The 24,270-nt window shown below is 66.7% G+C and carries 20 protein-coding genes; 8 read left to right on the plus strand and 12 right to left on the minus strand.

Annotation, left to right across the window (positions count from 1 at the left end; all coding sequences use genetic code 11):
* Positions 1 to 94 precede the first annotated feature (94 nt).
* The 11 genes from ACYZGB_RS14565 to ACYZGB_RS14615 all read right to left on the minus strand — a co-directional run bounded on the left by ACYZGB_RS14565 (position 95) and on the right by ACYZGB_RS14615 (position 14,554).
* On the minus strand, positions 95 to 3,838 hold the full coding sequence (locus tag ACYZGB_RS14565) for a molybdopterin cofactor-binding domain-containing protein (RefSeq protein ID WP_462389229.1): 3,744 nt from the start codon (positions 3,836 to 3,838) through the stop codon (positions 95 to 97).
* Positions 3,835 to 4,341 (minus strand): (2Fe-2S)-binding protein, encoded by a 507-nt coding sequence (locus tag ACYZGB_RS14570; protein ID WP_462389231.1) that lies wholly within the window; start codon positions 4,339 to 4,341, stop codon positions 3,835 to 3,837. Before ACYZGB_RS14570 ends, ACYZGB_RS14565 begins: the two co-directional genes overlap by 4 nt.
* Before the next feature lie 21 nt (positions 4,342 to 4,362).
* Positions 4,363 to 5,535 carry an ABC transporter substrate-binding protein gene (locus ACYZGB_RS14575; protein WP_462389233.1) on the minus strand — a complete coding sequence of 391 codons (1,173 nt, stop codon included), beginning with the start codon at positions 5,533 to 5,535 and terminating at the stop codon, positions 4,363 to 4,365.
* 130 nt (positions 5,536 to 5,665) lie between these two features.
* Positions 5,666 to 6,409 carry an ABC transporter ATP-binding protein gene (locus ACYZGB_RS14580; protein ID WP_462389262.1) on the minus strand — a complete coding sequence of 248 codons (744 nt, stop codon included), beginning with the start codon at positions 6,407 to 6,409 and terminating at the stop codon, positions 5,666 to 5,668.
* Positions 6,410 to 6,411: 2 nt separating this feature from the next.
* Positions 6,412 to 7,194, minus strand: a complete 783-nt coding sequence (locus tag ACYZGB_RS14585) for an ABC transporter ATP-binding protein (RefSeq protein ID WP_462389235.1) — start codon at positions 7,192 to 7,194, stop codon at positions 6,412 to 6,414.
* Positions 7,191 to 9,098, minus strand: coding sequence for an ABC transporter permease (locus ACYZGB_RS14590; RefSeq protein ID WP_462389237.1), 1,908 nt, complete (start codon positions 9,096 to 9,098; stop codon positions 7,191 to 7,193). The genes ACYZGB_RS14585 and ACYZGB_RS14590 overlap by 4 nt, the downstream gene beginning before the upstream one ends.
* Positions 9,099 to 9,265: 167 nt before the next feature.
* A complete protein-coding gene (locus ACYZGB_RS14595) occupies positions 9,266 to 10,477 on the minus strand; it encodes an ABC transporter substrate-binding protein (RefSeq protein WP_056057171.1) in 1,212 nt (403 codons plus the stop codon).
* 81 nt (positions 10,478 to 10,558) lie between these two features.
* On the minus strand, positions 10,559 to 11,143 hold the full coding sequence (locus ACYZGB_RS14600) for an amino acid synthesis family protein (RefSeq protein WP_063461058.1): 585 nt from the start codon (positions 11,141 to 11,143) through the stop codon (positions 10,559 to 10,561).
* Positions 11,144 to 11,198: 55 nt separating this feature from the next.
* Positions 11,199 to 11,840 carry an amino acid synthesis family protein gene (locus ACYZGB_RS14605; protein WP_462389240.1) on the minus strand — a complete coding sequence of 214 codons (642 nt, stop codon included), beginning with the start codon at positions 11,838 to 11,840 and terminating at the stop codon, positions 11,199 to 11,201.
* Between the two features lie 21 nt (positions 11,841 to 11,861).
* Positions 11,862 to 12,782, minus strand: coding sequence for a UPF0280 family protein (locus ACYZGB_RS14610; protein ID WP_462389242.1), 921 nt, complete (start codon positions 12,780 to 12,782; stop codon positions 11,862 to 11,864).
* A 152-nt stretch (positions 12,783 to 12,934) separates the two neighbouring features.
* Complete coding sequence (locus ACYZGB_RS14615) at positions 12,935 to 14,554, minus strand: 6-hydroxynicotinate reductase (protein ID WP_462389244.1); 1,620 nt, start codon at positions 14,552 to 14,554, stop codon at positions 12,935 to 12,937.
* Between the two features lie 175 nt (positions 14,555 to 14,729).
* Here ACYZGB_RS14615 and fdxA point away from each other — a divergent pair, with 175 nt between their 5' ends.
* From fdxA to ACYZGB_RS14635, 4 genes are all read left to right on the plus strand, one after another.
* The gene (fdxA, locus tag ACYZGB_RS14620; RefSeq protein WP_462389264.1) at positions 14,730 to 15,059 is read left to right on the plus strand and encodes a ferredoxin FdxA; all 330 of its coding nucleotides are present in this window, start codon (positions 14,730 to 14,732) and stop codon (positions 15,057 to 15,059) included.
* A gap of 76 nt (positions 15,060 to 15,135) precedes the next feature.
* Complete coding sequence (locus ACYZGB_RS14625; protein ID WP_108618860.1) at positions 15,136 to 15,912, plus strand: ferredoxin--NADP reductase; 777 nt, start codon at positions 15,136 to 15,138, stop codon at positions 15,910 to 15,912.
* A gap of 49 nt (positions 15,913 to 15,961) precedes the next feature.
* On the plus strand, positions 15,962 to 16,681 hold the full coding sequence (locus tag ACYZGB_RS14630) for a TetR/AcrR family transcriptional regulator (protein WP_462389246.1): 720 nt from the start codon (positions 15,962 to 15,964) through the stop codon (positions 16,679 to 16,681).
* Positions 16,682 to 16,749: 68 nt separating this feature from the next.
* Complete coding sequence (locus ACYZGB_RS14635) at positions 16,750 to 17,937, plus strand: amidohydrolase family protein (RefSeq protein ID WP_462389248.1); 1,188 nt, start codon at positions 16,750 to 16,752, stop codon at positions 17,935 to 17,937.
* Between the two features lie 61 nt (positions 17,938 to 17,998).
* On the opposite strand, the gene ACYZGB_RS14640 is transcribed toward ACYZGB_RS14635, so the two are convergent.
* Positions 17,999 to 18,814 (minus strand): outer membrane lipoprotein, encoded by an 816-nt coding sequence (locus tag ACYZGB_RS14640; RefSeq protein WP_462389250.1) that lies wholly within the window; start codon positions 18,812 to 18,814, stop codon positions 17,999 to 18,001.
* A gap of 505 nt (positions 18,815 to 19,319) precedes the next feature.
* Here ACYZGB_RS14640 and ACYZGB_RS14645 point away from each other — a divergent pair.
* From ACYZGB_RS14645 to ACYZGB_RS14660, 4 genes are all read left to right on the plus strand, one after another.
* Positions 19,320 to 20,093, plus strand: coding sequence for an SDR family oxidoreductase (locus tag ACYZGB_RS14645; RefSeq protein WP_056742279.1), 774 nt, complete (start codon positions 19,320 to 19,322; stop codon positions 20,091 to 20,093).
* A 146-nt stretch (positions 20,094 to 20,239) separates the two neighbouring features.
* The gene (locus ACYZGB_RS14650; protein WP_462389252.1) at positions 20,240 to 21,940 is read left to right on the plus strand and encodes a long-chain fatty acid--CoA ligase; all 1,701 of its coding nucleotides are present in this window, start codon (positions 20,240 to 20,242) and stop codon (positions 21,938 to 21,940) included.
* 109 nt (positions 21,941 to 22,049) lie between these two features.
* Positions 22,050 to 23,210 carry a serine hydrolase domain-containing protein gene (locus tag ACYZGB_RS14655; RefSeq protein WP_462389254.1) on the plus strand — a complete coding sequence of 387 codons (1,161 nt, stop codon included), beginning with the start codon at positions 22,050 to 22,052 and terminating at the stop codon, positions 23,208 to 23,210.
* Positions 23,211 to 23,529: 319 nt separating this feature from the next.
* Complete coding sequence (locus ACYZGB_RS14660) at positions 23,530 to 24,072, plus strand: shikimate kinase (RefSeq protein ID WP_462389256.1); 543 nt, start codon at positions 23,530 to 23,532, stop codon at positions 24,070 to 24,072.
* The last annotated feature ends 198 nt before the right edge of the window (positions 24,073 to 24,270 follow it).

Genomic DNA, 24,270 nt, shown 5'->3' on the forward strand with positions numbered 1-24,270 from the left:
GGCTGAACACCGGGCCTGCATTTGCTGCATTTTTGATAGCTGCTTATACATATCCCACAGGCGCAAGAGCCCTAAAAATCTCTAAGAAACTGTTCTAAGGGTGCGCAGGCCCCGCCCTCACACGGGCCAGCGCCTCGGGCACATCGCGCCACGCCGGGCGGCCCGGTGCGTAGCGCTGGCGCATGTAGCCCGCCAGCTCGGTGATCTGCGCGTCGCTGAGCGCGTGGCCGAAGCCGGGCATGAAGCCGATGTCCCGCGCGGCGGGCTCGCGGATGCCGTGCACGATGACCTGCAGCAGGTTGTCGGGCCGGTCGCTGTGCAGGTTGCTGTTGAGCGCAAGGAGCACGTTCACGCCCAGCAGGCGCGGGCCGTCGCCGTCGTGGTGGCAGGCGGCGCAGGCACCGTCGAACAAACGCTGGGCCTGGCCGGGCTGCGGGGCCAGCGCAGCGGCCTGGGCCACAGCGGTTTGGGTGCGCTGCTGCGGGTCAGACACTGGCAGGGTGGCTGGCTGGGTAGCCGCTTCCGTAGCGGTGAACGAGGCCAGGTAGCCCGCCATGGCGCGGATGTCTTCATCGGGCAAATGCGCCAGCTCGCGCACCACCGGCGCCATGGGGCCGGAGGCACTGCCATGCTGCGGACTGTGGCCGTGACGCAGGTAGCCATACAGCGCATCGGCCGTCCAGGGCACGGGCGCCTTCGACAGGCCGGTGAGCGCAGGCGCCTCCCAGCCATCCACCATGGCGCCCGAGAGGAACGCAGCCCCGCCCAACTCTGCCCCCAGCGCGTTGCGCGGCGTGTGGCAGGCGCCGCAGTGGCCCACGCCCTGCACCAGGTAGGCGCCGCGGTTCCACTCGGGGGGGCGGGTCGGGTCGGGCTTGAACGGCGTGGCGTCGTGGAACAGCGCGTTCCAGCCCGCCATGAGGGGGCGCACGCTGAACGGGAAGGTCAACGCGGTCTTGGGCACCTCGGCCCGTACGGCGGGCTGCGCCATGAGGTAGGCGTACAGCGCGGTCAGGTCGTCGTCGCTCATCTTGGCGAACGACGTGTACGGGAACGCGGGGTACAGGTGCTTGCCATCACGCGAGATGCCCTCGCGCATGGCGCGCTGGAAGGCGCTGAAGGACCACTGGCCGATGCCGGTCTCGGCGTCGGGCGTGAGGTTGGTGGTGTAGATCTTGCCGAATGGCGTTTTCATGGCGCGGCCGCCCGTGTTGGGCGTGCCGCCTGGGGCGGTGTGGCATACCACGCAGTCGCCCGCAGCGGCCAGCAGGCGGCCCCGCTCGATGGTGGCAGCGTTGTAGACCGAGGCACCCGCCGTCTGCACCACGGGCGCGATGGAGGGGCGCCAGCCCAGCAGCGCGGCGCCCATGGCGATGCCACCAGCGGCCAGGGCCAGGGCGCGCGCCCAGGGGCTGCGCTGGGTGGGCCATGTGGCGCTGGCTGGCACGGTGGGTGCGGGCAGCTCCAGCGTGGGCAATACCTCGGCCTGTTCAGTGGGTGCGGTGCTGCCTGCAGCCGCCTCGCCTGCGCCACCGGGCAAGGGGTTGAGCCCTGCGCGCACCACCTCGGGCGTGAAGGGCGGCGCGCGAAAGCGCACACCCGTCGCATCAAAGATCGCATTGGCAATCGCTGCCGTGCCCGGCACGGACGACGACTCGCCAGAGCCCAGCGGCGCCTCGTCCTGCCGGGGCATGTGCATGACCTCGATGACCGGCACCTCGCGGAAGCTCAGGATGGGGTAGCTGCCCCATTCGCGGTTGTCCACGGCCTGCTTGACGGGCTCGAACGTCACCTGCTCCTTGAGCGCGCGGCTGGTGGTCTGCAGCACGTTGCCGTGCACCTGCTGCTCCACACCGGCGGGGTTCACCATCAGGCCCGCGTCATGCCCCACGACCACGCGGCGCACATGCACCTCGCCGGTCTTCTTGTTGACCTCCACATCGGCCACCCAGGCCGCCCAGGCTGCGCCAAAGCCGGGCCATTTGCTGTGGATATAGCGGGCATAGGCAAAGCCCTGGCCCTGCACCCAGTCACCATCCAGCTCGCGCTGCTGCGGGCCGGTGCGGCGAATCCAGCCCGCCTTTTCGGCGGTGGCCTGCACCAGCTCGGCGGCGCGCGGGTCATTGAGCAATTGCAGGCGGAAAGCGACCGGGTCCACACCCGCCGCTGTCGCCAGCTCGTCCACATACGATTCGTGCGCAAACGAGTTGGGCAGGGCCGACACGCCGCGCAGCCACGACGCGCGCACGATGGGCGGCATGTCGTTGACGGCCACGCGCAGGTTGTCGTACTGGTAGGGCGGGCGCGCGGTGCGGTCGCCCATCTCGTAGGCCTGGGCCACGGGCTCGATGGTGCGGGTGAGCAGCAGCGCCAGCGTGGGCGCGCCGTTGGAGGGGTAGGACGTTTCAAAGTCGTACGCCGCCACGGTGCCATCGGCCTTGAGCCCGCCGCGCACCTGCATCAGCTGGGCCGTGCCCTTGGGCTCCCAAAAATGCTCTTGCTCGCGCGTGAGCTGCACGCGCACCGGGGCGCCCACGGCGCGCGAGAGCAGCGCGGCATCGGCTGCCACATCGTCGGCACCGTTGCGGCCGTAGCAGCCTGCCGCCTCCATGCGGATGAGGTCGATGTCCACATCGGCCAGGCCCATCAGGCGGGCCAGGTCGGCGCGCAGCACATGGGGGTTTTGCGTGCCAGCCCACACCGCCATGCGCGGGCGGCCCGTGCTGTCATCACTGCGCCATTCGGCCACCGCGCACGATGGGCCGATGGAGCCATGCATCTGGTAGGGCCACACATAGGTGCGTGGCATGGGCTGGCCGTCGGCGGACAGCGCGGCCAGGGCGCCCTCCACATCGCCTTCGTCCACCAGACGGCGCTGCGTGGCGGGGTTGGCGCGGATGGCCTGTTCCAGCGCCTCGGCGCTGTCCTGGCGCGGGAAGCCAGGCCAGTCCTTCCAGTGCACTTTCAAATCGCGCAGCGCCTGCTCGGCCTGCTCCTCGCGCTCGGCGACGATGCCCACAAAGTCGCGGATCACCACCACGGCGCGGATGCCGGGGATGTGGGCGATGGATTGCTGGTCCACCGATTCGAGCGTGTTGCCGATGAAGTCGCCATGGTCCGCCCCCGCATACGGCGGACGCACCACGCGGCCGTGCAGCATGCCGGGCACGCGCATGTCGTGCACAAACACCAGCTCGCCGCTGACCTTGGCGGGGATGTCCACGCGCGGCACGGACTGGCCGACCACGGTGTAATCGGCGGCGGCCTTGGTGGTCGTGGCGTCCACCAGCTCCAGCGTGGTGTGCGCGCCCGCCAGCAGCGCGCCGTAGGCCACTTGGTGCGACGGGTCTGCAGTGACCTGCACGATCCCCGCACGCACCTGCAATTGATCCACCGGCACGCCCAGCCGCTCTGCGGCCTGCGCTACCAGCCAGTGGCGCGCCTGCGCGGCAGCGGTGCGCAGGGGCTTGGCGTGGATCTGGATGGACGCACTCGCAATGGTGGCGCCCTGGTTGGGCGCGCGTGTGGTGTCGCCCAGCACCATGTTCACCTGGGCCAAGGGCGCGTCCAGCTCTTCGGCCACGATCTGCGCGAGTGCGGTGCGGATGCCGGTGCCCAGGTCCACATGGCCGTTGAGTGCGGTCACGCTGCCGTCGTCCCACACGGCGATCAGTATCTCCACGCCCTCGGCCGGGTTGCCCGCCACCAGGGCGGGCTGGCCCTTGACGGGCGGTGGCGCGGGCGGTGGGTTGCGCACCACCAGCAGCACGCCCTGGGCGGCATGGAAGTCGGCGCGGGTGAGCGGGCTGTGGGCGCGCAGGGATGGAGGCGTGTTCATGCCTGGGCCTCGCGCATCAACTGGGCCGCGCGCAGCACAGCGCGGATGATTTCGACATGCGTGCCGCAGCGGCACAGGTTGCCCGACAGCTCGCGGCGCACGGCGGCTTCGTCGGGGTCTGGGTCGCGCTCCAGCAAGGCCACGGCCATCATCACCATGCCGTTCAGGCAGTAGCCGCACTGCGCGGCCTGCTCGTCCACAAAGGCCTGCTGCACCGGGTGAAGACCTTCGGTGCGGCTGCAGCGGCCGGGCAGGCCTTCCAGCGTGGTCACCTCGCGGCCTGCCACGCCCTGCGCCGGGATCACGCAGGCCCGCGCGGCAATGCCATCCACCAGCACCGTACATGCACCACACTGCCCCAGGCCACAGCCGTACTTGGGGCCGTTGAGCGACAGGTCGTTGCGCAGCACGTGCAGCAACGTGGCGCTGGCCAAGGTGCTCTGCGGCAGGGCAAACGGCTGGCCATTAACGACGACCGGGGAGGGTGAAGCGGGCGCGTGCATGTCTCGGTGGATTGTTCTCAGTCAACGTCGCAGCGACCCGCTGCGTGTGTACATCTCCAGGTCCACAAAGTTGGAGCCATTGTGGTTGCCCGGGCCGTACACCAGCGGAAAGTCGCCGATCTTGGTGGTGCCCATGTCTTCCATGGCCTTGATGAAGCCTTCACGCGTGAGCGCTTTGCCCGCACGCTTGAGGCCCTCCACAAACACACGCGCGGCGATATAGCCCTCCAGCATGGTGTAGCTGTCGATCTTTTCGCCCGCGTCCGCGCGGTCCTTGCGGTAGTCGGCCACGATGGCCAGGCGGCTGGCCTGCGGCGAGGGCACGATGCTGGCCGTGACCAGCCCTTCGAGGCCGCCGTTCAGGCGCTGTGCAGAGCCCGGTGCGTCGGTGATGCCCACCGAGATGGTGTACAGCGGCGACGCAGCGCCCGCCGCCCGGTAGTCGCGCAAGAACACCTCCACCATCTTGCCCGCCATGATCATCACCACCGCGCCCGGCTGGGCCTTGGTGAGCTGCGCGACCTGGGGTTTGGCGTCGGTGGCGGCGATCTCCATGGGCACGGAATCGACCACCTTGACCTTCAGGCCCTGGGCGATCTGCAGGCAGGTGTCGAGGTTGGATTTGCCAAACGCGCTGTTCTGGTAGATGACGGCGATGTTGTTGATGCCCAGCGTGGCCAGGTGGCCCACGATCTTGCGCAGCTCGGTCTCGTAGCTGGCGCGTACGTGGAACAGGTAGCGGTTGTGCGTGGTGCGAAACGACGTGGTGCCCACCAGCGGCGCGAACATGGGCACACCCGCCTTCTCTGCCAGGGGCATGGCGGCGATGAGGTTGCCGGTGGCCACGTAGCCGATCAGGGCGAAGACCTTGTCTTCGTCAATGAGCTTGGCCGTGTTCTCGGCGGTCTTCTTGGGCTCGTACGCGTCATCGTGCGACACCAGCTCCAGCGTGCGCCCCTGCACGCCGCCGGTCTTGTTCACCTTGTCGAACGCCAGCGCAATGCCCGCCTTGTAGTCCACCCCGAAATCCTTGGCCGGGCCGGTGAACACGGCCGACTGCCCCACCTTGATGCGGTAGTCGGTCACACCCGTTTCGGCAACCGCCGTGCCTGCCCAGGCCATCCCTGCTGCCGCCAGGCCCACCATGGCGCTGCGGCGGTCGATGCATCCATCCTCCACTTTTCGACACTTCATGTAGTGCTCCTTACATCAAAAGCCAAAGTTTCCGTGCGAGGGCAAACATCGTGCAAGTGCTTGTAGAGGTGTTTTTTGTAACCAACGGCACACGTGGGCCAGACACCACACGCGCGCGTTGACAGCGGGTTCAGACGCTGAGGTAGGCGCGCCGCACCTCTTCGTTGGCGGCCAGCTCTTCCATGCTGGCCTGGTAACGGATCTGGCCCTTTTCGAGCACATAGGCGCGGTCGGAGACCAGTTCGGCAAAGTGCATGTTCTGCTCGGACAGCAGGATGCTCACGCCCTGCTCTTTCAGCTCCAGGATCATGTGCGCCATCTGCTCCACGATGACGGGCGCCACACCTTCGGAGGGCTCGTCCAGCAGCACCAGATAAGGGTTGCCCATGAGCGTGCGCGCCACGGTGAGCATCTGCTGCTCGCCACCGCTCATGCGGCCGCCAGGGCGCTGGGGCATCTCGCCCAGGTTGGGAAAGAGCTTGAACAGGCGCTCGGGCGTCCACACCGGTGCGGCCGCGCCGTCGGGCCAGTGGCGCGCGGGCTGGCGGCCTACCTCCAGGTTCTCCATCACCGTGAGGTCGGTGAACACGCGGCGGTCTTCGGGCACAAAGCCCAGGCCCAGGCGCGCGGCGTCGTGCGGGTCGGTTCTGGAGATGTCCCGCCCCATGAACTGGATACTGCCCTTGCGCTTGGCCAGCATGCCCATCAGCGTCTTGAGCGTGGTGGATTTGCCTGCGCCGTTGCGGCCCATCAAGGCCACGACTTCGCCCCGGCGCACGTCCAGATCCACGTCGTACAGGATTTGCGCGGCACCGTACCAGGCCTGCAGGCCCTTGGCCTGGAGCAGCAGTTCTTTGGGGTTGTGGGTCGTCATGGTCATGCCGCCTCCGCATGGGCTGCGGCTTTCTTCTCAAACGTTTTTCCGGTGCCGAAGTAGACCTCCTGCACCTTGGGGTGGTCGCGCAGCTCCAGCGGCTTGCCCTCGGCAATCAGCCGCCCGCGCGCCAGCACGATCATGCGGTCCGCGTAGGCAAACACCACGTCCATGCTGTGCTCGGTGAACAACACCGCCATATTCCGGTCGATCACCAGCTGCTTGGTCAGCGCCATGAGTTCGTTGCGCTCCTTGGGCGCCATGCCGGCGGTGGGCTCGTCCATGAGCAGCAGCTTGGGAGCGTTGGCCATGGCAATCGCCAGCTCCACGCGCTTCACATCGCCATAGGCGAGCACGCTACAGGGCCGGTCGGCCTGCGACTTCATGCCCACCTGGTCGAGCAACGCCAGGGCTTCTTCGCGTTTGTGGTCGGCAGCCCTGCGCCACATGGAGAACAGCAGACCGTCGTTGGAGATCAGTGCCATCTGCACGTTCTCCACCACCGTCAGCGATGCAAAGGTTTCGGCGATCTGAAAGGTGCGGCCCACCCCCATGCGCCAGATGTCGCGGGGCTTGCGGCCCACCAGCTCCTGGCCGTTGAGCTGGATGGAGCCTGCATCGGCAGGCAGCTGGCCGTTGACCATGTTGAACGTGGTGGACTTGCCCGCGCCGTTGGGGCCGATGAGTGCCAGCAGCTCGCCCGCTGCGAGTTCGAAGTGGATGCCATCCACCGCCTTGACGCCGCCAAACGATTTGCCCAGACCGGTGACTTTGAGGAGGCTCATGCTGCGCCCTCCTTGGTGTTCTTGGCGTCGCGCATGTTGTCAAAAATCTGTTTGATGGTGCCCGCGATACCCTGCGGAAACAGCAGCACCAGGATGAGGATGATGGCGCCCAGCATGGCGCGCCAGTAGTCGGTGTTGCGCGCCACGGTGTCGTGCAGCCAAGTGAAGGTGACCGCGCCCACCACGGGGCCCGCCAGCGTCTGGATGCCGCCGAGCAGCACCATCACCAGCCCGTCCACCGATTTGCCCACGGCCAGCGACTCCGGCGAAATGCTGCCCTTGGAGAACGCATACAGTGCCCCCGCCAGCCCTGCAGCCGTGCCCGCCACCACAAACGCCGCCCACTGCATGCGCTTGACGTCGATGCCGATGGCGTCGGCCCGCAGCACAGAGTCGCGCCCCGAGCGCAGCGCATAACCAAACGGCGAGAACAGCACGCGGCGCAGCCACCACACCCCTGCCCCCACCAGTGCCAGCGTGAGCCAGTAATACATGCGCTTGTCTGCCAGCCAGGCCGCAGGCCAGACACCGGTCAGGCCGTTGCTGCCCCCCGTGAAACTGTCCCACTGGTAGGTGATGGCCCAGGTGATCTGGGCGAAGGCCAGCGTCAGCATGGCCAGGTACACACCCGACAGCCGCACTGCGAACCACCCGTAGACAAACGCCCCGGCCGCCGCCACCAGCGGCGCCACCACCAGTGCGATCTCCATCGGTAGCCCGAGCGAGCGCACCAGCAGGGCCGCGCCATAGGCGCCCAGCCCGAAGTAGGCGGCATGGCCGAAGGAGTGCATGCCCGCAGGCCCCATGATGAAGTGAAGACTGGCCGCAAACAGCGCTGCGATCAGCAGGTCAATCAGCAACACCGTGGTGTACGGCGACTGCGCGGTCAGCAGCGGCGCTGCCGCCAGCAGCAGGCCCAGCACGGCGGCCGCCACCAGGTAGGCCCTGCCAGGCCGACGCAGCGGCTCCTCCTGCATGCCCACGTAGCGGCTGGGCGCCTGCGGCCTGCCGAACAGGCCCCAAGGGCGCCAGACCAGCACCACCGCCATCACCAGAAAATCCACCACCAGGGTCAGCTTGGAAAACGAAACACTCAGGCCAAACACATCGACCACGCCCAGCCAGATGCAGATGGCCTTGATCTCGGAGATCAGCAGAGCGGCGGCGTACGCGCCCGGAATGGAGCCCATGCCACCCACCACCACCACCACGAAGGCGGCACCGATGGTGTGTAGGTCCATCTCCAGCGTCGCGGGCTCGCGCGGCAGTTGCAGTGCGCCACCCAGCCCGGCCAGCATCGCGCCCAGCGCAAACACGGCCGTGAACAACCAGGCCTGGTTGACGCCCAGGGCGCTCACCATCTCGCGGTCTTGTGTGGCGGCACGCACCAGCGTGCCAAACCGGGTGCGCGTGAGCAGCAGCCAGACCGCGCCCAGCACCAGTGGGCCCACCACGATGAGGAACAGGTCGTAGCTGGGGAACTGCCGCCCCAGCAGGTTCACGGAACCCGAAAGGCCCGGCGCGCGCGGGCCCAGCAGTTCGTCGGGGCCCCAGAGCCACAGCACCGCGTCCTTGATGACCAGCACCAGGGCAAACGTGGCCAGCAGCTGGAACAGCTCGGGCGCCTTGTAGATGCGGCGCAGCAGCACCACCTCGATCAACGCCCCCAGCACACCAACGATCAGCGCGGCCAGCGGCAAGGCCACCCAGAAGCCCAAGGCACCGCTCAGGCGCTCGACCAGCGAGTACGCGACGTAGATGCCCACCATGAAGAACGAGCCATGGGCAAAGTTCACGATGCGGGTCACGCCGAAGATCAGCGACAGACCCGCCGCCACGAGGAACAGCGACGACGCGCTCGCCAGCCCGTTGATGAGCTGAACGATGAAACCCGAAAAACTCATGTTCGATAAACCCTCAAGTCATCACCACCCGTGTTGCGCATCACTCGCAGCACATGAAAGAAGCCAGACACGCCCCAGCCAGCGCCACCAGAAATCCGGCTGTGCCGGACCGCCGGTAGCGTCTGCCGGGACCGAGGCGCGGCAGGCGCCTCAGACCTCAGAGGGAATCAATCAGCGCTTCGTGACTTCTTCACGTCGGCAGCGGACGGCTGGTACTTGGCATCGGCACCATCCAGGTAGACGTAATCCACCATCACGCCCTTGCCGCCTTCGTTCTTGGTGCGACCTACAAACGCGCCCATGGTGGCCTGATGGTCTTCAGGCCGGTAGGTGATCTTGCCGAACGGGGTGTCCACCTGCAGTCCCTTGAAGGCAGCGACCAGCTTGTCGGTGTCGGTGCTCTTGGCTTTGGCAATACCGGCCGCAGCCGACTTGATCATGCTGTAGCCCACCACCGAACCCAGGCGCGGGTAGTCCTTGAACTTGGCCTGGTACGCCTGCTCGAACGCCTTGTGTGCGGGGGTGTTGATGCCGTACCAGGGATAGCCGGTCACCAGCCAGCCGTTGGGGGCCTCGTCTTTCAGAGGGTCCAGGTATTCGGGTTCGCCCGTCAGCACGCTGACCACCTCGATGCCCTTGAAGAGGCCGCGCGTGTTGCCTTCGCGCACGAACTTCGACAAGTCTGCGCCAAACAGCACGTTGAAGATGGCGTCGGGCTTGGCATCCGACAGCGCTTGCACCACGCTGCCGGCGTCCACCCGGCCCAGTGGCGTGGCTTGTTCGGCCACAAACTCCACGTCGGGCTGGGCGGCCTTGAGCAGTTGCTTGAACGCCGCCACGGCAGACTGCCCGTATTCGTAGTTGGGGTAGACCACGGCCCAGCGCTTTTTCTTCATCTTGGCGGCCTCGGGTACCAGCATGGCGGCCTGCATGTAGGTGCCGGGACGCAGGCGGAAGGTGTACTGGTTGCCACCCTGCCAGGTCATCTTGTCGGTCAGCGGCTCGCCTGCGAGAAAGAAGAACTTCTTCTGCTTGGCAAAGTCGGCCACTGCGAGACCGGTGTTAGACAGGAAGGTGCCAGCCAGCACATCGACCTTCTCGCGCGACACCAGCTCTTCGGCCACACGAACGGCGTCGCCGGGGTTGGCGTTGTCGTCGCGCGTGATCAGTTCGATCTTCTTGCCATTGACGCCGCCCGCAGCGTTGATCTCATCGACCGCCAGCTCCATGCCCTTCTTGTAGGGCTCCAGGAAAGCGGGCTGCGCCTTGTAGCTGTTGACCTCGCCAATCTTGATCACGCCCTGGGCAAACACAGGGGCCAGGGTAAGGGCCAATGCAGCCGCAGCCGTGGCACGCATGAGGTTTCGTCGCATCGTCATGGGGAGACTCCTGAAGGATGGTTGGAGAGAGATCGAACGGGGGTGGAGACAGGACAGGTGTGTGTTGTAAGCGCGCCGGGCTCAGCGCAGGCCGTCAACGCCTTTTATTTCAGAGGCCGTGAGGCCGCCGACACGTGGCAACGGCCGCCCGCTGTCGGTCACGACAACGGCCACCACGATTTCATTGGCCCGCGGGGCATCGGCTACACGGGCTTCCATGGCGTCGAAATGGCTGCGCACGTAAGCCGCATCCTTGTGGCCCAGGGGCACGTCAATGGCCGTGCCGAGGCCGCCCATTTTCTTGCTGGATGGAACCAATGCAGCACCCTTCTCGACAGCCACACGCAGTGGTGCGCCCAGCTTGGGGTGGAGGATGGCGGCGGCGTGCTCCAGCTCGCCCGCCTCGCCCACGATGGCGGCCTTGCCGTAGCTGTGCGCATCGCCCGGGGCAATGCCCAGGGCCTGCACGCAGCGGGCGCCCAGAAGGCCTCCCAGCTCCTCACCGATGGCGATGAGTTCGTCGAGGTTTTCCACATAGCGTCCGGCAAAGGGGTTCTCGATCACGGCCATGGCCAGCGCCTTGCGCACCGGGGGCTGAACGTCACGCCCCATTTCCACGCGGACCTCGTCGGTCTGGACGATGATCTTTCGAATCTTGGCTGGCATTTTTTGGCTCCTTGGGATCTTGTCTTGTTCGATGGTGTGCGGGTCGGCGGGCGGCTCAGCGCAGGCCGTTCCACTGGCTGATATCTGCCGCCTTGAGCCCTCCGACGCGGGCGTGGATGCGCGGGCCCGTGGTCATGGCAAGTATGAACACGATCTCATCAGCGGATGGCGCGCCCGGAACACGCACTTCGATCGCGTCGAAATGGCTGCGTACGTAGCTGGCGTTGATGTGGGTGAGCGGCACATCCAGCGCTGCACCGGGGCCGCCCACTTTCTTGGTGGAGGGCACGATGGACAGCGCATTCGCGGGCTGCCCGGTCTTCTCTTCGGCCTGGCCCTTGGCGTAGGCGTTGCGGTCGCCATACCAGCCCAGCAGTTCGCGCATGGCGTAGCCGCCGGGCACATGCCACAGCGCGCCGTGTTCCAGCTCACCGGCCGCGCCCACGATGGCGCCTTTGCCATAGGTCTCGATGCGCTCGGCAGGCACCGCCATGGCCTTCAGAAGGCGCTGGGCCATGTCCAGCCCCACGTCCTGCAGCGCGTCCATCATGGGGAGGATGTCGGGCTCGTACCGCCCCGCAAAGGGGTTGGTCAGCACCGCGCCGATGGCACCACGCAGCAGCGGCACATCGGCCACCGGCCCGAATTCGTGCCGGATTTCCTCAAGATGGGTGAAAACGCGTCGTATCTGGATCATTCTGGAGACCTGTGCATTTCGTTAAGCAAATACTGAACCAACTTCCGATTCCACCGCCGGATACCGGGGCCATACCGCATCCGCCAGCGCCTGGGGCGCCGAGGTCGCCACCAACCGCCCCTGGCACGCCAGCAGCGCAAACCACAGCAAGCCGCTGGACTGCAATTCTTGCGCTTTTTGCAGCCCCTGGTGCAATGCCCGGGCCACCAGCTCCTTGGGCAAGGCAGGGACATCCACGGTGACAGGAATGGCACCCAGGTCACTGTCGTCCCGCACCTGCCACGCGGGCCTGCGAACAATCCGCGCATCGGCCACATCCACCGCGTTGGCCACGATGGTTGCCGCCGCATCGGCCTGCGCCGCCGTACGCGTCAGCACCGTCACGCTGTCGGCAATGCCCAGCGACTGGCTGCGCCCGCGCCAGCCGCTGGTGGCCACACCGCGCACCGGCATGGCGCTGTCGATGCGGATCTGCCCATCCAGCACCAAACCGTTGCGCAACTGTGCAGCATTCAGTGCGGCGATGTCAGCGTACACCCCCACCGTGACCGACTGGCTGGGCGCCAAGTGCAGCGCAATGTCGCCGCCGTTGTTGACCCAGGCGCGGTCTATGCCCGGCTGCTCGTAGCACGCCAGAATCTCCTGCGCCACTGCACCCGCCACCGCCGCCATCGGCGTGATGAAGCCTGCGCGGTAGGGACTGCAGGCGGCCCACATGCGACGCGCCACCACGCCCTGCAACGTGCAGCGCTCACCCACCGGCGCCCGCAGGCCGGGGAGTTCATTCACCAACTCCTGCAGCAGCCCTTCAAAACGTTGCCACGCGCGTTCGTGCGCCTGGGCCACGGCGTCGCGCACCCCTTCGGCCTGGAGGATGAGGTCCATCGGACCATGCTGGAAATGCCAGCGGCCATCGGACAGGAGCTTGCGAGCGGCTTGCATGTGCGTTTCAGTACTCACCGCAGGGCGCACCGCCCGCAGCCGTAAACACCGGCGCGGCCCACGCCAGAGACGCCGAGCAAGGGCCGCCCCGCAGCGAGGGTATCGTCCCCCTGGAGGGGGAAGGCGCGAAGCGACTCAGGGGGTGTTTCATATCAACCCAGCAGAGGTGGGCGACCCAGCGGCCACGGATTGGCGGCGGGCAAGGTCTGCCACACGCGCGCCTGCGGTGCACCATCGTTGTGCCACGCACCGCGCTCCAGCACTTCGCGCAGGCTGCGGATCTGTTCGGTGTGGCCACCCAGCGCTTCGTAGTCCGCACGGCGCATGCTGAACTCGATGGGCGCCACGATGGCGGGCGTGGGCACAGTGCCAAAGCTGTTGTCCGGCATGCGCAGCACGTCGGCCATCACGGTGATACCGCCGCCCGGCCATACATAGGCGGGGGCACCGCCACAGGTCACGTTGACCAGCGCATTCTTGATGGAGCGCGTGAGCAGCACCGGGTTCTCGGTAACCCCTGCGCGCAGGCTACCGCCGGCTCCGCCGAGGAACAGCACAGACGCCAGCGAGGGCTCGCAGTTTTCGCCGATGCGGTCCACGATACGGCGCACCTCGGCAGGCATCTCGGCCTCGACCGGATGGAGTTGCTCGTCCAGCACGTACCAGGAGGCATGCTCCCCGGTGGTGGAGGTCATCAACAAGCGCAGCCCCGGCCAGGCCACGGATTCGTCCCAGCCCTCGATGATGGACAGCGGGTCGGCAATGTCGGTGCCGCCCCAGCCGATGCCCGGGTTGGCTACCTGAAAGTAACGGCCCGGTGTGGACTTGCGCCCGCGCATCTGGATGCCCGAGGGCTTCATGTCCAGGCAACGGCCCGCCTGGTGCTCGGTGAGCACGCCGGTGATGTGGTCGTCCACCACCACCACCTCGTCCGCATGGCCGAAGAACTGGCGCGCAAAGATGCCAATGGCCGCCGAGCCGCAGCCCACGCGCATGCGCTGCTCAGCCACACCGTTGACGATGGGCGCACGCCCGGCCTGGATCACGAGCTGCGAGCCGCCGTCGATGGTGAACTCCACGGCCTGCTTGTTGCCCAGCAGCTGCATCATCTCGGCGGTGATGCGGCCTTCCTTCTTGGTGCCACCCGTGAGGTGGTGTACGCCGCCCAGCGACAGCATCTGCGAGCCGTATTCCGCCGTGGTCACATGGCCCACCACCTCGCCCTTGCAGCGCACGTTGGCCTGCTCGGAGCCGAGGAAGCGGTCGGTGTCGATCTTCACCTTGAAGCTGCAGTAGCTGAAGATGCCCTCGGTGACCACGGTGACCATGTCCACGCCATCCGTCTGGGAGCCCACGATGAAGGGCGCCGGCTTGTAGTCTGGGTAGGTGGTGGACGAGCCCACGCCCGTCACGAACACCTCTTCAGACAGCAGCAGGTCGCCGTTCCATGCGGGTTCTGAAGCCACTGCGGTCTCAGCGTCTTGTGCAGCCGTGGCGCGGCCCGCAAACGGCACCAGTGTGGCCTCGCCCGCCTCCAGCGTCTTGCGCAACAGCACCACCGGGTCCAGCCGTAAGAGCACACCCGCCTGGTTGGCGTAGCGGTCGCAAGCACCTGCGCGGCCTTCGGAAATCTGGCACAGCACCGGGCACGCATTGCACTCGACCTTGGCAGCGTTCATGCGCTCGTTGCGAGGCCGGGCGCGCTCGAGCACCTGCGGCAGATCTGGCGCATCCATGCCAGGTAGCCCGTCGGTCTTGGTGTGTTCAGTCATCGTGGCGGCCCATTCATTGCATTGTGGCAAGTGCTTGTACGCGCATTGCATTTTGTGTAGCATTCACTTAACTTAAATGTTGTGAACACTACATTCGATGTCAATGTAGCGGAATCAACCAGACTCTGCAATGGTGTTTTTGCGCCCCCAAAAATGGTGCATGAGGAGCCCCAAAATGACGCACGTTGTGACAGACGCCTGCATTCGGTGCAAGTACACCGACTGCGTCGATGTGTGCCCTGTCGATTGCTTCAAGGAAGGGCCGGAATACCTGGTCATTGACCCGGACGAATGCATCGACTGCGCGGTGTGCATTCCGGAGTGCCCGGCCAACGCCATCTATGCAAAAGACGACCTGCCCGAAGGCATGGAAATCTTTCTGCAGTTCAACAAAAAGCTGGCGCCCACGCTGCCCACAATCACCAAAAGAAAAGCGGCTTTGCCAGATGCGGAACAATGGAGGGTTGTGAGCCACAAGCTTTCAGGCCTGAACATTGCGCTGTAGAGCGCTTGTGGCCCTGAATTTGAGCCAGCTTCAGCCAGATTTCTTATTTGTTTCCAACTTTTCCATCTAACGCACCATGAGCGCCTTTCTTGAAGAACGCGTCCTGTCCGTCCACCACTGGACGGACCGCCTTTTCTCCTTCACCACCACGCGCGACACCGCGCTACGCTTCTCCAATGGCCATTTCACGATGATCGGCCTGCGTGGCGAGAACGGCAAACCGCTGCTGCGCGCCTACAGCATTGCCAGCGCCAACTACGAAGAACACCTCGAATTTCTGTCGATCAAGGTGCCCGACGGCCCGCTGACCTCGCGCCTGCAGCACATCCAGGTGGGCGACACCATCGTGGTGGGCAAGAAGCCCACGGGCACGCTGCTGATCGACTACCTGCTGCCCGCCAAGCGCCTGTACATGCTCTCCACCGGCACGGGCGTGGCCCCGTTCCTGAGCCTGATGCGCGACCCCGAGACCTACGAAAAGTTCGAGGAAGTCATCCTGGTGCACGGCGTGCGCGAGGTGAAGGAACTGGCCTACCACGACTACATCACCGAGGAGCTGCCAAAGCACGAGTTCCTGGGCGAGATCGTGAGCAAGCAGCTCAAGTACTACCCCACCGTGACGCGCGAGCCCTTCAAGAACCAGGGCCGCGTGACCACCGTGATCGAAAACGGCCAGCTGGCGCGCGACCTGGGCCTGCCCGCGCTGAACCCTGCGGAAGACCGCGTGATGATCTGCGGCAGCCCCGAGATGCTGCGCGACCTGAAGCACATGATGGAAGAGCGCGGCTTCAAGGAAGGCAACACCACGAAGCCGGGTGACTTCGTGATCGAACGCGCGTTCGCAGAGCAGTGATCCCCGGCGGCCCCGCCCTGGGGGCCCGCCTCATCCACCAGGACCCGCCATGTCTGCCACCCCCACCAAGACCCGGACCGCGTCCCCCCGCGCAGCCTCTGCCCGCAAGACGGGCGTGCGCGAGCAGGCCGCACAGACCACGCGCGACAACATCCTGAAGGCGGCGACCAAGGTGTTCGCCCGCTATGGCTACGAAGGCGGCAGCGTGGAGAAGATCTCCAAGGCGGCCAAGTCCTTCGACCGGATGATCTACTACTACTTCGGCAGCAAGGAAGGCCTGTTCATCGAGGTGCTGGAGGAAACCTACCGGCGCATGAACGATGCGGAATCCAAACTGGACCTGGACACCGCCAAGCCGGTGGAGGCGCTGCAGGCGGTGATCCGCTTTGTGGTGGGCTACTACCGCAAGAACCCCGAGTTCATCACGCTGCTCAACACCGAGAACCTGCACAAGGGCAAGCACATCTCCAAGTCGATGCGGGCCCGCGAATACTCGTCGCCCGCCATCGAGGTGATCCGCCGCGTGCTCGAAAGCGGCCAGGCGCAGGGCCTGTTCCGCAAGGACGTGTCGGCGCGCGATGTGTACCTGCTGATCGCCGCCACGGGCTACTTCTACATGTCCAACCGGCACACGCTCTCAGCTTTTCTGGGCGAAGACCTGGAGACGGCCGGGGCGCTGGCGCACTGGGAGTCCTTTGTCATCGACAGCGTGCTGCGCACCGTGGCACCCGGCCCCAGCCTGCCCAGGGGCAGGGTCGCAGCGACCTGATTCAACAAGAGATTTTTCCCTGCGGGGTGCCGCGTGGTGCCCCGCCCACCACCCCACGAGGAGAATCCATGGCAGAAGCAGCAGCAAGCGGCAAATCGGGCAAGGTCGTCATCCAGAACATCGGTCTTTTGTTGTCGGGCGACCTGGACCGCCCCATCCTCGACGCCGACACCATCGTGGTGAATGACGGCCTCATCGTGGCCGTGGGCCGCTACAAGGACTGCGACACCGACCACGCCAACACCGTGATCGACGCGCGCCAGACCTGCGTGGCGCCGGGCCTGATCGATAGCCACGTGCACCCGGTCTTTGGCGACTGGACGCCGCGCCAGAACCAGATCGGCTGGATCGACTCGACCATGAACGGCGGCGTGACCACCATGGTCTCGGCCGGTGAAGTGCACCTGCCCGGCCGACCCAAGGACATTGTGGGCCTCAAGGCCCTGGCCATCACCGCGCAGCGCTCGTTCGACAACTTCCGCCCCGGTGGCGTGAAGGTGATTGCAGGCGCCCCGGTCATCGAGAAAGGCATGACCGAGCAGGACTTCAAGGACCTGGCCGACGCGGGCGTGACGCTGCTGGGCGAAGTGGGCCTGGGCTCCGTCAAGGCGGGCTACGAGGCCCAGCAGATGGTGGCCTGGGCGCGCAAGCACGGCATCCAGAGCACCATCCACACGGGCGGCCCGTCCATCCCGGGCTCCGGCCTGATCGACAAGGACGTGGTGCTGGAGGCCGACGCCGACGTGATCGGCCACATCAACGGCGGCCACACCTCCCTGCCCTGGAAGCATGTCTGCGAGCTGTGCGAGAAGTCGTCCCGCGCCATCGAGCTGGTGCACAACGGCAACGAGAAGATCGCCATCCATGCCGCGCGCGCGGCCATTGAACTCAAGTGCCCGCACCGCGTGATCCTGGGCACCGACGGCCCGGCCGGCTCGGGCGTGCAACCCCTGGGCATGCTGCGCATGATTGCGCTGATATCGAGCTTTGCCGACATCCCCGCCGAACTGGTGTTCTGCTTTGCCACGGGCAATACGGCGCGCATCCGTAACCTGAACTGCGGCCTGATCGAGGTGGGTCGCGCGGCGGATTTCGTTTTCATGGACCGTGCCCAGCACACCGCCGGTGCCACGCTGCTGGAGAGCGTGCAGCTGGGCGACATCCCGGGCATTGGCATGGTGATGATCGACGGCCTGGTGCGCTGTGGCCGCAGCCGCAATACGCCGCCTGCCACTGAAATCCCTGTGGTGCTGTAGCCCGCGCCGCACACAAAAAGCAAAGCCCGCGAAAGCGGGCTTTGCTTTTTCCCTACCTGGCTCAGTAGGTGTCCGACACCCGCACAGTGCCCGGCTGGGGCTGTGGCTGCGCATAGGGGTCTGCAGCACGGGCCGAGCCGCCCTGGTCCACGCGGAAGCCCTTGCCCTGCAGCACCACGGGCGTGCCTACAGCGGTGGGTTCTGCGCGCTGGAAGTGGCGCAGCGAGCCATCCTCCATGCGCACGGCGACCTGGTACACGGTGGTGGTGCGCGTGCGCTCTTCCACCTTGTGGCCCACATAACCGCCGCCCACAGCGCCCAGCACGGTAGCAGCGGTGCGGCCGCTGCCCTTGCCGATCTGGTTGCCCACCACGGCGCCCAGCACGCCACCAGCCACCGCGCCCACGCCCGTGGCGGGAGCGGCTTGTTGCACGGCCTGCACCGATTCGACCCGGCCGCAGCTGCGGCACACCGGTGCGGCAGCCCGCACGGGCTGCGCGGGGCCTGCACCCAGGGGGGCGCCCTGGCCGCCCGGCATCTCTGCAGGGCGCTGTGCAGCCTGGCCTTGTGGCGTCCGGCCATTTGCTACTCTATTGATAGCTGACTGGGCATACTGGTCGCGCGCAGAAGGCCTTTTTTCTTCAATAATTTCTGACTCTGGCGTACGAGGCGCGGCGGCCAGCTGCGCGGGGGCCATGGCCGGGGCGGTGGCTACAGCGGGCGCGCGTTGTTGCTGCCACACGAGGGTAGCGCCTAACGCCAGCACGCTCACGCCCAGCACGCCAATGGCGGCCCACATCCATTTCAGGGCGGGCCCGGCAGGGGCGGTGGCGGCACCGGGGGCCAGGGGGGTGGAGGGTCGTACGGTCAGGTTCATGGTGGTGTCCTTGCAGGTGGGTGGCGGGTGGTGGACTCTGCAGCAATCCCCCACCAACGCCCCGAAGCGCCCGAAGGTACACAGGCTGTGCCCCCGCCACGCTGCGGCTTTGTAAAGAGCCGTAAACGCCTGTTGCATTGTTTTGGGGGCGCAGATGCCGCGTTACTGGGCCCAGCGCACGCGCCGCCGCGCGGGGCCCGGGCCACACCACCGCACACAGACTTGCCAATGTTTACAACCGGGCGGCCCCCACCCGGTACCCGCATCCGCCACCCGGCGCACGATCTCGCAGGTGACAGCACAGGTTTTACAGGGGACCGGGCCGCGACTAGCATGAAGCACTGATGCCTGACACACCGCCACCGTGCAGCGCCAGGCAGCCTGCCCCGTCACCGCACCATACACCTGCGCCCGCTCTTCTCCTCCCCAGCACCCGAGCAGCAGCTCCGGCGGCGCGTGGCAATTCCCCTTTCTTTCTCTTTCTCTCTTCACGAAAGCGATTCCCATGAGCGTCAAGCAACTCTTCGATCTCACCGGCCAGGTCGCCCTGGTCACCGGCGGCTCGCGCGGCCTGGGCCTGCAGATGGCCGAGGCCCTGGGCGAAATGGGCGCCAAACTCGCCATCACCGCGCGCAAGGCCGATGAGCTGGCCGAGGCCAAGAAGCATCTGGAGGCGCAGGGCTACGAGGTGCTGACCGTGGTGAACGACCTGCAAAAGACCGAGGACATCCCCGGCCTGGTGGACCAGGTGGTCGAGCGCTTCGGCACCATCGACATCCTGGTCAACAACGCGGGCGCCACCTGGGGCGCCAAGGCCGAGGACTACCCCGACGCCGCCTGGCACAAGGTGATGGACCTGAACGTGAGCGCGCCGTTCTTCCTGTCGCGCGAAGTGGGCAAGCGCTGCATGATCCCGCGCGGCAAGGGCTCGATCATCGTCACGGCCTCGGTGGCCGCGCTCAAGGGCACGCCCCCGGGCATGAACACCATTGCCTACAACACCTCCAAGGCCGCCGCGCTGCACTTTGCGCGCACGCTGGCGTCCGAATGGGGGCACTACGGCGTTCGCGTCAATGCGATCTGCCCCGGCTTCTTCCCGAGCAAAATGGCCAGCGGCCTGATTGAAAAGCTGGGCCCTGCGATGATCGAGCGCACGCCCCTGCGCCGCATTGGCGGCGAAGAGGACCTCAAGGGCGCGGTGGTTTTCCTGGCGTCCAACGCCTCGCGGCACATCACGGGTGAGTCCATCGTGGTGGACGGTGGTGCCAGTTTGATTTGAGCCCCCTGAGGCGCTGCGCGCCTTCCCCCTCAGGGGGACGACGGCCTTTGCTGCGGGGCGGCCCTTGCTGGCCGTCCCTCGCCTGGGTTGCGCCCTGTTTTGCCCGGCCTGTACCCTGCACGAACCAACCCAGAGTTCCGTAACCCATGTCCGACCGCCACCTCGCCCATTGGCCGCCCGGCCTGCCCTGCCACCTCACGCTGCCGCAGACCCATCTGTTCCACAACGCCGAGGTGTCGGCCGCGCGCTACCCGGACAAGCCTTTTCTGGTGTTCTACGACACGCTGGTGACCTTCCGCCAGTTCCAGCAGCAGGCGGAGCACATCGCGGGCTTCTTGCAGCAGGTGTGTGGCGTGAAGGCGGGCAACCGGGTGCTGCTGTACATGCAGAACAGCCCGCAGTGGATTCTGGCGTTTTACGGCATCCTGCGCGCCAATGCGGTGGTGGTGCCGGTGAACCCTATGAACCTCACTGACGAGTTGCGCCACTACGTGCAAGACAGCGGCGCCACCGTGGCCTTTGTGCCGCAGGACCTGCATTCGCAGGCCCAGCCGCTGGTGGATGTAGCGGGCGGTGAGCCTGGCGAAGGCAAGCTTCAGCACCTCATCGTGGCCGCGTACAGCGACTACCTGCAGGTGCCCACCGACCTGCCCGTGCCCGCATTCGTATCGGCGCCGCGCCAGGCCATTGATGCCCCGGGCGTCACGCTGTGGAGCGACATGCTGGCGCAGCAGCGCACCCCCGGCCCCATCACCACCGGGCCGGACGACCTGTGCGTGATGCCCTACACCTCGGGCACCACGGGCCACCCCAAGGGCTGCATGCACACGCACCGCAGCGCCATGAGCACGCTGGTGGGCGGCGTGCAGTGGTTTGCGCGCACGCAGGATTCAATCTACCTCACGGTGCTGCCGCTGTTCCACGTCACCGGCATGTCGGGCAGCATGAACGGGCCGCTGTTTGTGGGCGCCACGGTGGTCGTGCTGCCGCGCTGGGACCGTGACGCGGCTGCCCAGCTCATCCAGCGCTACCGGGTCACCATCTGGCAGGCCATCTCGACCATGGTGGTGGACTTTCTGGCCAACCCGCGCATCGCCGACTACGACATCCGCAGCATCCAGGCCATACGCGGCGGCGGCGCCGCCATGCCCAAGGCCGTGGCGCAGCGCCTGAAGGACCTTACCGGGCTCGACTACGTGGAAGGCTACGGCATGTCCGAAACCATGGCCGCCACCCACATCAACCCGCCCCACCGCCCCAAGCCACAGTGCCTGGGCATTCCGGTGTTCGACGTGGACTCCCGCGTGGTGGACCCGGCCACGTTCGCCGAGCTGCCCCCGGGCGAGATTGGCGAGATCGTGGTGCACGGCCCGCAGGTCATGCTGGGCTACTGGAACAACCCGCAGGCCAGCGCCGACAGCTTTGTGACGCTGGACGGCAAGCGCTTCTTGCGCACGGGCGACCTGGCGCAGGTGGACGAGGACGGCTACTTCTTCATGGTGGACCGGCTCAAACGCATGATCAATGCATCGGGCTTCAAGGTCTGGCCCGCCGAGGTCGAGGCCATGATGTACGGCCACCCCGCCATCCAGGAGGTGTGCGTGATCGCCGCGCGCGACGCGCGCCGGGGCGAGACGGTGAAGGCCCTGGTCGTGCTGCGCGACGCCTTCAAAGGCCAGGTCAGCGAGCAGTCCATCATCGACTGGAGCCACGAACACATGGCCGCCTACAAAAGCCCGCGCATCGTGCAACTGGTGGACAGCCTGCCTAAGTCCGGCACGGGCAAGGTGCAGTGGCGCGAGCTGCAGGAGCAGGAGCGCAGCCGCACTGCCGGGGCTGCGACCTGAGCGGCGGCGCATGACATTTCGAGCAATAGCTACTGTTTTGATAGCTACAAGCGCCTGACTGTCGCGCGCAAACGGTCAAAAATCTTTTGAAATTTCACTGCCCCACCCCATGCATCCCACCGCCCTCGCCCGCCTGCGCTCCGTGCTGCAAACCCATGTGGACCAGAGCCTGCTGCCCGGTGCCGTGGCGCTCATCCACCACCAAGGCCACACGGTGCTGCACACGGCGGTGGGCCACCAGCGCCCGCCCAGCGCCGAATCGGCGGTGCCCGCGATGGCGCCCGACACGGTGTTTCGCATCTACTCCATGACCAAGCCCATCGCCTCGCTGGTGGCGATGATGCTCATGGAAGAAGGCCGCCTGCTGCTCTCGCACCCCGTGGCGCACTACCTGCCCGCGTTTGCCGGCCAGCGCGTTTACGACGAAGCCACCGGCACCACCGCCCCCGTGCAGCGCGAGGCCACGGTGCACGACCTGCTGCGCCACACCGCCGGCCTGAGCTACGCGTGGGAGGCGGGCACCGTGCCCGACGCCTACCGCGCCGCCCGCGTCGGCTCGCGCCGCCACAGCAATGCGGATCTGGTCGCGGCACTGGGCCCCTTACCGCTGGTCCACCAGCCCGGCACCCGCTGGGAATACAGCCGCGCCACCGACGTGCTGGGCGCGGTGCTAGAGGTGATCGAGGGCGAAAGCCTGGGCGCCATCCTGCAGCGCCGGGTGTTCGGCCCGCTGAGCATGCACGACACCGGCTTCTCAGTGCCCGCCGCGCAGCAGCACCGCCTGGCCGAAGCCTTTGAGCGCGACCCGCAGACCGGGCTCGGCATGCCACTGATCGACGTGACCGCGCCCCCCGTGTTCGAGTCGGCCGGTGGCGGGCTGGTGTCCACCGCCAGCGACTACGCGCGCTTCTTGCAGCTCATGCTGGGCCGGGGCACGGCCCCCGGGCCCGATGGCCTTGGCGCCCCTGTTCGCTTGCTGGGCCGCGCCAAGGTGGACTTCATGACCGCCGACCACCTGGGTAGTCTGCCCGTGGCGGGCGACATCCTGCCCACCGGCTACGGCTTTGGCCTGGGCGTGGCCGTGCGCACCGCCACCGGCCAGGCCACGCGCCCGGGATCGGCCGGACACTACAGCTGGAGCGGCCTGGGCGGCACCTTCTTTTTTGTGGACCCTGCGGAAGACCTGTTCGCCATCCTGCTCACGCAGGCGCCGGGCCAGTTGCGGTACCTGTGCGAGCTGTACCCGGCGCTGGTGTATGCGGCACTGTGATTAGGACACCCCCCTAAGCGCACGCCAACGTGCAGCCGCCAGAGGCGGTAGCCCTTCAGGCTGTCCAAGCCTGCGCAGGCAGGCTTTGAGCTGCGGCCCTCAGCCCCCCGCTTCGCGCTGCGCGCGGGCAGGGGGACGACGCCCTCGCTGCGGGGCGGCCCTTGCTCGGCGTCCCTGGCGGGGGCAGCGCCAGTTGCAAAGGCTACGCTCTACGCCCGACGCCAGAGGGGCAGGCTTACACTCAACGCCCAGTCACGGCACGCAACACAGCCCCATCCGCAGTACGCAAGCCCGTCCCCCAGACCTCTTTTTTGAACCTATGCAGATTCGCTGCGCACTGGTCGGCATGCCCGGCTCGGGCAAATCCACCGTCGGCCGGCAACTGGCCCACCGCGCGGGCGTGCCCTTCATCGACCTGGACCACCGGCTGGAACAGACCCTGGGCACCACCATCCGCAGCTTCTTCGAAGCCGAGGGTGAAGCCCGCTTCCGTGACCTTGAAGCCCAGGTGCTGGCCGACGTGGCCCGCCAGCCCGGCGGCATGGTCCTCTCCACCGGCGGCGGCGCCGTGCTGCGCCCGGAGAACCGCGAAGTCCTGCGCCAATTCGGCAACGTGCTGTACCTGCGCGCCTCGCCCGAAGAAATCTTCAAGCGCGTCAAACACGACAAGACCCGCCCCCTGCTGCAAGGCGGCAACCCCATGGACAAGCTGCGCGACCTCTACGCCCAGCGCGACCACCTGTACCGCGAAACCGCCCACTACGTGATCGAGACCGGGCGGCCATCGGTGCACACGCTGGTCAACATGGTGATGATGCAGCTTGAGATGGCGGAGAGTGCGGGTGGGACGGGGTCGCACTGAAGGCGCAAGACAATTTGCGGCTCCAAGCACGGTTAAAGGCCACCAACACACCAACGGCGGACAACGGCCACAGGACTAAACCGCTCGCGCGGTAGCCCGCCGCGAAGGCCCTGACAGTAACTACACATCGCGCCCCTGTCTATGTTGGCGAGCGAGGCAATCGGCCTCTTTCTTCGACAGGAGCGCGATCATGATCTC

It is taken from the genome of Acidovorax sp. Q11, from assembly GCF_054950075.1.